The sequence below is a fragment of the Paenibacillus polymyxa genome (genome assembly GCF_015710975.1).
In the GTDB taxonomy this organism is placed as follows: Bacteria; Bacillota; Bacilli; order Paenibacillales; family Paenibacillaceae; genus Paenibacillus; species Paenibacillus polymyxa.
In genome coordinates this window covers 5,884,447-5,896,527 of record NZ_CP049783.1, presented here as the reverse complement: position 1 = coordinate 5,896,527, position 12,081 = coordinate 5,884,447, and the positions used below count along the sequence as shown (strand labels likewise).

Below are 12,081 nucleotides of genomic sequence, written 5' to 3'. Positions count from 1 at the left end.
AGGGTATTGCGAATATGGCTACAAACTTTAAGATTGAAGGTCTCAAAGCGACCATTGAAGGTAAAGAAATTTTGAAGGGGATTAACCTCGAAATGAAGGGTGGAGAAATCCACGCTATCATGGGTCCTAACGGAACGGGTAAAAGTACACTCGCATCTGCTTTGATGGGTCATCCTAAATATGAAGTCACAGATGGCAAAGTAACTTTGGATGGAGAAGACGTACTGGATATGGAAGTGGATGAGCGTGCACGTGCAGGATTGTTCCTGGCGATGCAGTATCCAAGTGAAATTGCAGGAGTAACAAACTCCGACTTTTTGCGTAGTGCAATCAACGCGCGCCGTGAAGAAGGACAAGAGATTTCCCTGATTAAGTTTATCCGCCAAATGGAAGGCAAAATGAAAGAGCTTGAAATGAATCCTGAGTTTGCTCACCGTTACCTGAACGAAGGTTTTTCCGGTGGTGAGAAAAAACGGAATGAAATTCTGCAAATGATGATGCTTGATCCCAAAATTGTCGTTCTGGACGAAATTGACTCCGGTCTGGATATCGATGCTTTGAGAATCGTAGCTAACGGTGTAAATGCTATGCGTTCTGAAGACCGTGGCTTCCTTGTGATTACTCACTACCAACGTCTGTTGAACTACATCAAACCAGATTATGTACACGTAATGATGCAAGGACGTATCGTTAAATCCGGTGGTCCTGAGCTTGCTGAGCGTCTGGAAGCGGACGGTTACGACTGGATCAAGGAAGAGCTGGGTATCGTTGATGAAACTGTAGGACAAGAGGCGTAAGCCGGAAGCGAGGAGGAAAACTGATGACAACACAAACAATCCTTCCGGTAGATTCCGAGCAACTGCGTGTTCTGTCCGAACGTAATGGCGAGCCATCTTGGCTGGTCGAAGACAGACAAAAAGCACTTGAGCTTGCAGGCCAACTGGAGCTTCCGGTATTTGAAAAAACAAAAATCGAACGTTGGAATTTAAACGATTACGGTCAACATAAATTGAGCGAGGTCATTGCATCTGTAGGTCAGGTTCCTGCAGCCATTGCTGATCTGGTCAAAGAACAACAGGAGGGCGGTCTGATCATCCAGCGCAACTCCGGTGCGGTATACGTGAAGCTGAGCGAGGAACTGGCAGCGCAAGGTGTTATTTTCACGGATTTGCAAACGGCGGTCAAAGAGCATGCTGATTTGGTCAAAGCTCATCTGAACACTGTTATTAAGGCTGAAGAAAATTCATTGTCGGCATTGCATGCAGCACTCTGGAACGGTGGAGTATTTGCTTATGTGCCTAAAAATGTAGAACTGAACGTACCGCTTCAAGCTGTGTTCCTCACGGATGATGCGACTGCAACTTTTGCGCCGCATGTGCTGCTCATAGCTGAAAACCATAGTTCCGTGACGTACGTAGACAACTATGTATCTGCAGATTTGGCGGCACCTGTTCTTCATAACGGTGCGGTAGAAGTGGTTGCGAATGCAGGCGCTAAAGTACGCTACGCGACAGTGCATCAGTTTGGAGAGCAAGTAACGGATATTTCCATTCGTCGTGCCACGCTCGGAAATGACGCTGCTATCGAATGGATTGTAGGCGAAATGAACAACGGCAATACAGCGAGCAATACCATGTCTGTGCTCAAAGGCAATGGCTCCAACTCGGATGCCAAGGTTATTGCTGTAGGTTCTGGTTCACAAAAGCTGAACTATACGACACAAGCACAGCATTTTGGTAAAAATTCCGCTAGTCAGATGATTACACGCGCAGTTATGCGTGAAGAAGCATCTTCCATCATTAACGGAATTACGAAAATTGAAAAAGGCGCTACCAAAGCAGACGGTCAGCAAACGGAGCGTGTACTGATGCTCAGCCCGAAAGCACGTGGTGACGCTAACCCGATCCTGTTGATTGATGAAGATGATGTAACGGCTGGACACGCAGCCTCGGTTGGTCAGGTTAACCGTGAGCAAGTGTATTACTTGATGTCCCGCGGAATTAGCCGTGCAGAAGCTGAACGATTGATTATTTATGGCTTCCTGGCACCTGTCGTATCTGAAATTCCGCTCGAAGGACTTCAACATCAGCTGCAAAGCCTTGTTGAAAGGAAGTTAGGCCAATGAACACTGCATTGATCCGTGAACAATTCCCGATTTTACATCAGGAGATTAACGGTCATCCGCTGGTTTATTTGGATAATGCGGCCACTTCGCAAAAGCCGCTAGCGGTCATCGAGGCGATCAAGCACTATTACGAGTTTGATAATTCGAATGTACACCGTGGTGTGCATACCTTGGGTAGCCGTGCTACGGATGCTTATGAAGGTGCGAGGGAGAAGGTAGCCCGTTTTCTGAATGCCAAGCGCAGTCAGGAAATCATTTTTACACGCGGGACAACAACCGCGCTGAATCTGGTGGCTTCTTCTTACGGTAGAGCTAACTGTAAGGAGGGTGATGAAATTGTCATCACTCCGATGGAACATCACAGTAATCTGATTCCGTGGCAACAGGTAGCCAAAGCCACGGGTGCGACTTTAAAATATATTCCGCTTCAAGAGGACGGTAGCGTTGATCTTGCAGACGTGGAGAAAACCGTCACAGAACACACAAAAATTGTTGCGATTGCGCATGTCTCCAATGTGCTTGGCGTTGTGAATCCGGTCAAAGAGATTGCTGCTATTGCACATCGCAAAGGTGCAGTTATCGTTGTTGACGGTGCACAAAGTACGCCACATATGAAAGTAGACGTGCAAGACATAGATGCTGATTTTTATGCTTTCTCTGGTCACAAAATGTGTGCTCCTACAGGAATTGGTGCACTCTACGGCAAGAAGGCGTTGCTGGAAAACATGGAGCCCGTTGAGTTTGGCGGTGAAATGATCGACGATGTGGGATTGTATGAATCCACATGGAAGGAGCTACCTTGGAAATTCGAAGGTGGCACCCCGATTATTGCTGGGGCAGTTGGCTTGGGAGCTGCCATTGATTTTCTGGAAAGCATCGGACTAGACGCCATTGCACAGCATGAGAGCCGTCTATCGAATTATGCACTCAGACGTCTCCGTGAAGTGGAGGGTTTGACGATCTACGGACCTGCTGAACGTCATGTCGGGCTTGTAACATTCAACTTGGATGATGTGCATCCGCATGATGTAGCTACTGTACTGGATAGCAAAGGGGTGGCCATACGTGCGGGCCATCATTGCTGCCAGCCATTGATGCGCTGGTTGAAAGCCAGTGCAACTGCACGTGCCAGCTTTTACCTCTATAACACGGAAGAGGATATCGACGCTCTGGTCAGCGCCTTAATCCAAACGAAGGAGTATTTTGGCGATGCAACTTGATGACTTGTACCGACGCGTGATTATGGATCATTATAAAAATCCGCGCAATCGCGGACGTTTTGAGGACGATGCTGTTACGGTGGATTTGAATAATCCTACGTGTGGTGACCGGATATCCCTTCAACTCAAAACGAAAGATGGCGTAGTCGAGGATGCCCGTTTTACAGGCGAAGGCTGCTCGATTAGTATGTCCTCGGCTTCGATGATGACAGAAGCGGTCAAAGGAAAAACGATTGATCAGGCCTTGGATATGGCGAGTCGCTTCTCCTCTCTGATGAAGGGCGAAGCGGTCGAATTTGATGATTATGAAGAATTGGAAGCTTTGTCAGGGGTCAATAAGTTCCCGGCTCGCATTAAATGTGCGACATTGGCTTGGAACGCGCTGCGCAAAGGGATTGACGAAGATAAATAATTTAAATAGAACAGAGGAGGTTTGAGAAACATGGCCAAGAAAGCACCGGAAATGGAAGAGTATAAGTATGGCTTTCGTGACGAGCACAAGTCCATTTTCCAAACAGGTAAGGGTCTCACTCCGGAAATTGTAAAGGAAATCTCCAAAATTAAGGGTGAACCGGATTGGATGTTGGAGTTCCGTCTGAAAGCATTGAAGCAATTTGAAAAAATGCCAATGCCAAAATGGGGCGGAGACATGGATGAACTGGATTTCGATGATATCCAGTACTATGTAAGACCTTCCGAGAAGCAAGGGAAAACGTGGGAAGAGGTTCCTACAGAAATTAAGGAAACCTTTGATAAACTGGGGATTCCTGAAGCGGAGCAAAAGTTTTTGGCTGGTGTATCTGCGCAGTATGAATCCGAGGTTGTCTACCACAGCATGCAAAAGGACCTGGAAGAGCAGGGTGTCATTTTCATGGATACCGATACAGCGTTGCGTGAGCATCCTGAGATTCTGAAAGAGTATTTTGCCACAGTCGTACCTCCTGCGGACAATAAGTTTGCGGCCCTGAACAGTGCGGTATGGTCAGGCGGTAGCTTTATCTACGTGCCTAAAGGTGTGAAATGTGAAGTTCCATTGCAGGCTTACTTCCGTATCAACTCGGAAAACATGGGTCAATTTGAGCGTACGCTCATTATTGCTGACGAAGACAGCTTTGTGCATTATGTAGAAGGCTGTACAGCTCCAATTTACAGCACGAACTCGCTGCATAGTGCTGTGGTTGAAATTATTTGTAAGAAAAACGCACGCGTTCGTTACACAACGATTCAGAACTGGGCACCAAACATTTACAACCTGGTAACTAAACGTGCGGTTGCTGAAGAAAATGCAACGATGGAATGGGTTGATGGCAACATCGGTTCCAAGCTGACAATGAAGTATCCTGCCGTTGTACTGAAAGGTCGTGGAGCGAAAGGGATGGTCTTGTCCATCGCTGTTGCAGGCAAAGGCCAGCATCAGGATGCAGGTGCGAAAATGATCCACTTGGCACCAGATACTACATCCACCATTGTATCCAAATCGATCAGTAAGCACGGTGGTAAAGTAACGTATCGCGGATTAGCTTCCTTTGGTCGTCAGGCTCAAGGTGCAAAATCGAATATTAAGTGTGATACGTTGATTTTGGATAATCAGTCAACTTCAGATACTATTCCTTATAATGAGATCATGAATGACGATATTACACTTGAGCACGAAGCAACGGTGTCCAAAGTATCGGAAGATCAACTCTTCTATCTGATGAGCCGTGGTCTGACCGAAGCTGAGGCAACACAAATGATCGTTATGGGCTTCATTGAGCCGTTCACCAAAGAACTACCGATGGAATATGCGGTAGAAATGAACCGCTTGATCAAGTTCGAAATGGAAGGTAGTATCGGTTAAAACGCGGTAACCCTTGGTGAGACAAGGTACTTGAGGTAATTAAAGCTGTTTAATCCGAGTCGTGCCGATTTTGTGCCGACTCGAATTTCCTTTTAAATGTAGAAGGCGAACTTTTTAAGTTCGTCTTCTTCTTTTTTCTAATGCCATGTGAAACCAAAAATTTATTGTTAGGACTGCAGATAATCGCCTAGCACGTAACTATGTTTGCTTAATAGGATATTGTAAAAACTGCAAAACATAAGGAGGCAGGCAACGGATGCAGAAGAATAAACTTGTAGTCAAGAAGAAAACAATCTCAGCTAAACAGACACAGAGGCATGTACATGAATTTGAAGGTAGTACCAAACTGGCTGAAGCAGGCGCAGACCGACATAACCACCGCTTTGCAGGTGTTACTGGGCAAGCGATTCGAGTTGGAAGAAGTCATGTCCACGAAATTGATCTTACGAAAACTGATTTTGTGAACCATTTTCATAATCTGAGAAGGATTAGAACAGGACCAGCTATTCCAGTCGGAAATGGAAAACACGTACATTTCGTTACGGGCCAAACTACATTAAATGATGGTCATGTACACCAGTTTAATTTCGCAACATTGATTGAGGAACCTCTTGTTTAATGAACGATGGTTTGACTGAAGCAGAGGCCGATTGTGTACCGACTCGGATCTCTTGCTAGTATAGGAGGCGAACTTTTTAAGTTCGTCTTCTTCTATTTTTTTTGGTTACGTGTAAATACGTGTTTACGTTTGAAGTGGGTTTACAGATCCTTAATAGGTCGACAAAAAGCCAAAGCCGCCCCAAAAGTTGGGACAGCTCGCTTCTACATATTTATTTATCTGAAGTTTTATGGTCTAAGTCATGATGCAACTCGGTTGCTGGTATTTTGGCATTATAGATCTGTCCTTTGGCAATGGGGTTAGAGATGTATACATAGCTCCCGGTTCCATCCGGCGCACTTCCTGTTGCCCACAGACCTTCACTAGATTCTTCGCCTTCTGACAAGTTCCAAAACTCATATGCTTCAGGCTGAGATTCTTGCTCTGCTTCAGGAGGGAAGGAAGCCGGTACCACAACACCATTTTTTTCTTCTAATTCTTGAATTGCCGCCATCCATTGATATTGATGATAGCGGTCGCGTGCTAGCATTTTCCGTAATGTAGCCCTAACGCTTTCGTCTTGCGTCATATGATATAGTCTGGCTACCTGCAATCGACCTTGGCTCTCTGCATGCAGGTTGGACCGCATATCTGCCAAAAGATTGCCACTAGCCACAATGTAAGAACCGTTCCATGGAACTCCATTGGAATTAGTAGGCAATCCGCCAAGACCGCTGACCAGCAGGTGCTGCGGGTTAATTCCTCCCATAATGGCAGCTGTAACAGGGTCTTTGGCAGCTTGCTCCTGATCTTCTGGTTTAGCCCCATCAAGTAATTGACTAATTAAAGCACACAGCATCTCCACATGTCCTATTTCTTCTGTTCCAATATCCATTAACATATCTTTATATTTTTCATCACCGCGACAGTTAAACCCCTGAAACAAATATTGCATCATCACGGTCATTTCTCCAAATTGGCCTCCCAAAACTTCTTGTACCTGTCGGGCAAATAGAGGGTCAGGTCGCTCTACTTTCACTTCGAACTGCAACTCTTTTTGATGTCTAAACATAATTAGTCCTCCTATAGGTTAAAAGCAGTTTAGTGAATCCATGCTATATTAACCCATTTAATGCGCAACAAAACGAGGATCTGCCTAACCATAAAATCCCCTAATACTGCTAGAATGATAGAATCCTTCATGAAAATAACTTTTCTGGTTCTTTGACTTGTATAAAAATGATAAAAAAGGGTAGCATATGTTTCACTTCAAAATAAAACTCTAAGGGGGTTTTGGTATTGTATTTTTATAAAGAAGATTTAATTAACATAATAGTACCTGATAAACCCGACCCAACTGCTGCAAAAGTGATTCAGGAGGTATTGGGTGGTCGATTTGGAGAAATGCGTACCATGATGCAGTTTTTCTTTCAAAGTAATAATTTTCGTGGTAATGCTGTTCAATATAGGGATTTGATTCGAGGAGTTTTTCTAGAGGAGCTTAGTCATGTTGAACTGGTCCAACATACTATAAATCAACTTCTGACTGGCTCAGGTGAAGACCAAGCCGGCGATGCTGGAGTTGATCATGCTCCTTTGGATGAAGCGATAAAATATGCCAATCCTCATCATTTTATTATGGGAGCTCAAAGTTCCTTACCCGTTGATGCAAGTGGTAATCCTTGGTTAGGCAGTTATGTCTATTCCCACGGCAATCTGATTAGTGATTTGCTTGATAATCTCGTACTCGAATCTACAGGGGTTCTGCAAAAATCTCGAATTTACGAAATGAGCTCGAACAAAACATTCCGGGAAACATTGGCTTTTTTGATTGTACGGGATAATGCTCATCAAAATGCATTTGCCAAAGCATTAGAGACACTTGGAGTGGATTGGGGAAAATTGTTCCCGGTTCCAAACTACGATATTAACAAGTATCCAGAATGCCGGAAGTATGTTGAAATGGGCTTTCACAATGCACAGTTTAATTTTCGATTGGATTCTACCCGTATTGGAGAAATATTCAATGGGCAAACTCCAAGCAGAAACGGTGGGGATTTGAATGTCATTGACCCTCCAGAAGGCTTTCCTCTTCCGTATATGCCTGAATTGCCTAATGAACATAGCCCAGGTCTACAAGATCTTAACTCCTAGGATTAAATATATAAATACAGATAGTAATTAGGCTTATATCCGTAATACAAAAAGAGGCTGTCCCTTGTAGGAAAAACCTACGGATTAAGGACAGTCTCTTTTCATTCGTGTAACCTGTGCTTCGAACAATCATTCCATACAAACAAAGTAACGCCGGGTGGCAGTGGCAGATCAGGATTCCAGATAAATCTCATCAATGGATACATGGCGTTCCCTGGATAAATCTATATATTCATCGTCGTTAATTCTTACTAACGGTCTGAAGTAATCCACAGGATTGTTCAGAATAATGGTTCCTGTCTGGCCTGTAGTCAATAGAACTTGCTTATTAATAAAATTCGGTAGCATATGTCTGATAAACACTTGGGTAGTTTCTGGATTTAGATGTCCAAAACTCATACTGTGCAGCTCGCGTAATACAGTGAGCAACTCCTGCTTCGTCTGATACACACGATTGGAAATCATCGCGCTGTATACGTCGGCAACAGCTGTTATGCTGGCAAAAGGATGAATTTCTTCCTTGAACAGTCCATGGGGGTACCCACTTCCGTCTTCGCGCTCGTGATGCTGCAAGGCGACGATTGCTGAAATCTCATCGCTGGTTGAATTGCGAATAATATCATAGCCATACAGAGAATGCTTTTTCATCTCATGAAATTCTTCAGGTGTCAGTTTACCCGGTTTGTTCAAAATCTCATCCGGTATCATGGACTTGCCTATATCGTGTAAATATCCAGCTTTACCAGCGGCATATGCCTCTTCCTCTGTATATCCTAGCCAAGTGGCAATGTAATATGACAGTATACCTACTTGGAGAGAATGATTATAAGTATAGTGATCTCCCCGTTCCATAATTAACAGCAGAGATACGACATCTTTTTGACGAGCCAGTTCTGAAACGAGAGGACCGAACAGCTCATCAACTCGATATTCATCAAATTTTCCAGTTGAGGAAGCTTCGAGGAACATGCTTTCAAAGCCGCTGATCGTCTGCTCTATGAGGGGAACGGCGCGTTTGAGGGACTCGGGGGAAGCTGGAACATCGGGGGCAAAGCCAGCCGGAATGCTCGCAGAACCAGCATCAATGTCAATATAATCGACACCGTGCATAATGAGCTTGGAAATATCGTCATGCTGAAGCTCGGTGCCCTGTATCATGACAGGCACACCATGCCCATTGTATGTATCGGATTTGAGGCGATCGCCCGGCTTGGCATCGGTAACGTGAACTCTCATGCGCTAACCTCCTTATTGTCGTAAATTTGTCGAAAATACGAAACAAACTTAATATATCAAGAATTATATGGGATGACAACGACTAATTTACTATTATTCCAAGCTGTAAAATAGGTCCCAAGGACCCGTCACCTCTGAGTTACATATAGAAGGTAATGTCAATGATTTTCACTATCTATGTCCACCTCATATGTACCATATTGCTAAATAACATGGTATGCTTAAACATTAGAAGCTCCAAAGTCGATATATAAAATATAGAGGAGGGCGGTTATGGAGATGACGACTCGGCAAACGTTGACCATTTTGCATACCAATGATATCCATAGTCATTTTGGCAGTATGCCTTCGATAGCCGCGATGATCAATGAACGAAGAGCTGCATCAGGGGATGCGCTTCTTGTGCTGGACATAGGAGACCACATGGATCGGATGGCCCCCGAAACGGAAGGAACGCTCGGTGGGGCAAATGTGGATGTGATTAATCTGACAGGATACGATGCAATTACGATCGGTAATAATGAGGGACTGACTTTTACCTCGGATATGATTGAACAGGCATATGCAGGCATTCATTGTCCAGTTGTATGTGGCAATCTGACAGAGCGTGCTACGGGGAGGAATCCTTCGTGGATGAAGGAATCCGTTATTTTGAACAAAGCAGGAATCAAGATCGGTTTACTAGGTGTGACGGCTCCTTTTACAGAGTTTTATCAATTGTTGGGCTGGGATGTGCTTGATCCGTTTGAGGTGCTGGGGAAGCAGATAGCGGCACTCAGAAAGCAGGTGGATGTGGTGGTCGTGATGTCTCATCTGGGTTTACCCTCTGATGAGACATTAGCGTCCCAGTTTCCTGAGATTGACGTTATTCTTGGTGGTCACACCCACCATGTGCTGGAGGAACCGCTTCAGATTGGGAACACCGTTCTATGTGGGGCCGGGAAGTTCGGAACGTTGCTCGGTGAAGTGACACTAACCCGTAACCATAGTCTTGAACCGTTTCGAGTTACCTCAGGCGGCGTAGTTCCTGTGAATCAGACGCTGCTGGACGAAAAAGTGGCATCGGCCATTGTGTTGCATCGCAGACAAGCAGAACGCGCCATGGAGAGCACGGTGGCAGTAACGGATCGGGAATTGGAGATCGCCTATAATGAGGAGTCCCCTTTCGGGAATTTGCTGGCACAATCGGTATCCCATTTTACAGGAACCGAAATTGCCCTCGTCAATGCAGGTCAACTGCTTGGTCCGTTGCCTCAAGGAGATATTAGCAAAGGAATACTACATTCCTTATGCCCATCGCCGATTAATCCCTGTGTTATGAAGTTGCGGGGAAGAGACATTCGGTTGACACTGGAGCAGTCCCTGCTGCCTGAATTTACAGACAAGCCCATGACCGGCTTTGGCTTTAGAGGCAAAGTACTTGGCACCATGTGTGTGGAAGGGTTGACCATTCAGTATGATCCGGACCGTGCTCCTTATGAAAAAGTGACGGACATTCATGTAGCGGGTCAACCCTTGGAAGAAGATGAGGAATACAGAGTGGGCACGTTGGATATGTTCACTTTCAAAGCAGGCTATAAGGTGCTTGCGAACGGAACAGATCTCCAATTTATGCTTCCAGAATTTTTACGGGATTTGATTGAAATGGAGTTGAAGCGTCCGGGCGCGATGGAAGAATGTTTTGCAGCTAGGTGGCTTCAGGTATCAAAACAATCGGGAGAGGATTAAGCTGCGACTGGTACCTGTTACATTATTGAGAGCCGGCATGAAGCTGGGCAAAAAAATATACAATGAAAATGGAATGGTGCTGCTCTCGGAAGGTGTTGAGCTTACTTCGCGATTGATTGAACGTCTAGGCCAAGTCGGAATTGGATATGTATACATTGAGGATGCAGTGACAGAAGATATCGTCATACCCGAGATGATCCATGAACAGACAAGGGCGGCGGCGCTACAGGAAATCAAAAAGCAGTTTCAGGGTTTGTCATCCTACTCCGTAGATCATAAGCACAAATATTTTGGCAAGTCTTTTTATAAGGTAATGGAATCCATTCTGGACGATATTGGAGGCCGCCAGGATGCCATCATAATGTTGATGGATATTGGAGCTGCGGATCAGGATTTGTATCATCATTCTTTGAATGTATGCTTGTATTCACTAGTCCTGGGGATATCCAATGGCTACGATAATAACCAGCTCATGGAGCTAGGGATAGGTTCATTACTGCATGATATCGGTAAAATGAAGATTTCACCTCAAGTGCTCTATAAGCCGGGTAAATTGACGGACGAGGAATATGAGCATATGAAAACACATACAGTGATCGGCTATAAGCTACTTAAAGACGAACCCGGGATTCCCTTGCTATCAGCTCATTGTGCATTACAGCATCATGAGCGTATTGACGGCAGTGGATACCCACATGGTTGGAAAAAGGACCAAATCCACGAATATGCGAAATGGATCGGTCTGGCGGACTCGTATGACGCGATGACGGCAAGTCGAATATACAAGCAGGCTTTGCTGCCTTATGAAGCGATGGAGGTGCTATACGCCGGGGCAGGAACGCTGTATGAGCAGCGGATGCTGGAAGCCTTTCGTGACTGTGTAGCTATTTATCCTCTGGGGCTCTCTGTGGTGCTCAACACAGGGGAAGAGGGAGTCGTAGTGCGTATACACCCCAAAATCCCGCAAAGGCCTGTCATTCGTATTGTAAGAGACCAGGATGGACAGGAACTGAAGGCGCCTTATGATGTGGATTTGTCCGTATCCCTTTCGGTTATGATTACAAACACATTGGGTGCAGCTACCGGTCCTTTCGGAGGAGTTCACGTAGATTAGCAGAGGATGTGGAAGAAAGCATGCAGACACTTTACACATCATGATATGATAATTATACGTCTTTTG

The 12,081-nt window shown here is 45.1% G+C and carries 11 protein-coding genes; 9 read left to right on the top strand and 2 right to left on the bottom strand.

Features of this window, described 5'->3' with window-relative positions; all coding sequences use genetic code 11:
* Positions 1–14: 14 nt before the first annotated feature.
* The 6 genes from sufC to G7035_RS26800 all read left to right on the top strand — a co-directional run bounded on the left by sufC (position 15) and on the right by G7035_RS26800 (position 5,804).
* The gene (gene sufC / locus G7035_RS26825; protein WP_017425928.1) at positions 15–797 is read left to right on the top strand and encodes a Fe-S cluster assembly ATPase SufC; all 783 of its coding nucleotides are present in this window, start codon (positions 15–17) and stop codon (positions 795–797) included.
* 23 nt (positions 798–820) lie between these two features.
* Complete coding sequence (gene sufD, locus G7035_RS26820; RefSeq protein WP_019686826.1) at positions 821–2,125, top strand: Fe-S cluster assembly protein SufD; 1,305 nt, start codon at positions 821–823, stop codon at positions 2,123–2,125.
* Entirely contained in the window at positions 2,122–3,345 is a 1,224-nt protein-coding gene (locus G7035_RS26815) for a cysteine desulfurase (protein ID WP_019686827.1), read from the top strand. Before sufD ends, G7035_RS26815 begins: the two co-directional genes overlap by 4 nt.
* Positions 3,335–3,757, top strand: a complete 423-nt coding sequence (gene sufU, locus G7035_RS26810) for a Fe-S cluster assembly sulfur transfer protein SufU (RefSeq protein ID WP_013309555.1) — start codon at positions 3,335–3,337, stop codon at positions 3,755–3,757. The genes G7035_RS26815 and sufU overlap by 11 nt, the downstream gene beginning before the upstream one ends.
* A gap of 30 nt (positions 3,758–3,787) precedes the next feature.
* On the top strand, positions 3,788–5,185 hold the full coding sequence (sufB, locus tag G7035_RS26805; protein WP_016819590.1) for a Fe-S cluster assembly protein SufB: 1,398 nt from the start codon (positions 3,788–3,790) through the stop codon (positions 5,183–5,185).
* A 256-nt stretch (positions 5,186–5,441) separates the two neighbouring features.
* Positions 5,442–5,804, top strand: a complete 363-nt coding sequence (locus G7035_RS26800) for a YmaF family protein (protein WP_019686828.1) — start codon at positions 5,442–5,444, stop codon at positions 5,802–5,804.
* Positions 5,805–6,015: 211 nt separating this feature from the next.
* On the opposite strand, the gene G7035_RS26795 is transcribed toward G7035_RS26800, so the two are convergent.
* On the bottom strand, positions 6,016–6,855 hold the full coding sequence (locus G7035_RS26795; protein ID WP_016819592.1) for a manganese catalase: 840 nt from the start codon (positions 6,853–6,855) through the stop codon (positions 6,016–6,018).
* 227 nt (positions 6,856–7,082) lie between these two features.
* Between G7035_RS26795 and G7035_RS26790 the strand changes: the two genes are divergently transcribed.
* Positions 7,083–7,937 carry a manganese catalase family protein gene (locus G7035_RS26790; RefSeq protein WP_019686829.1) on the top strand — a complete coding sequence of 285 codons (855 nt, stop codon included), beginning with the start codon at positions 7,083–7,085 and terminating at the stop codon, positions 7,935–7,937.
* Between the two features lie 171 nt (positions 7,938–8,108).
* Here G7035_RS26790 and G7035_RS26785 read toward each other — a convergent pair whose 3' ends face one another.
* The gene (locus G7035_RS26785) at positions 8,109–9,173 is read right to left on the bottom strand and encodes an HD-GYP domain-containing protein (protein WP_019686830.1); all 1,065 of its coding nucleotides are present in this window, start codon (positions 9,171–9,173) and stop codon (positions 8,109–8,111) included.
* Between the two features lie 273 nt (positions 9,174–9,446).
* Between G7035_RS26785 and G7035_RS26780 the strand changes: the two genes are divergently transcribed.
* A complete protein-coding gene (locus tag G7035_RS26780; RefSeq protein ID WP_019686831.1) occupies positions 9,447–10,901 on the top strand; it encodes a bifunctional metallophosphatase/5'-nucleotidase in 1,455 nt (484 codons plus the stop codon).
* Complete coding sequence (locus G7035_RS26775; protein WP_019686832.1) at positions 10,855–12,015, top strand: HD-GYP domain-containing protein; 1,161 nt, start codon at positions 10,855–10,857, stop codon at positions 12,013–12,015. Before G7035_RS26780 ends, G7035_RS26775 begins: the two co-directional genes overlap by 47 nt.
* Positions 12,016–12,081 lie beyond the last annotated feature (66 nt).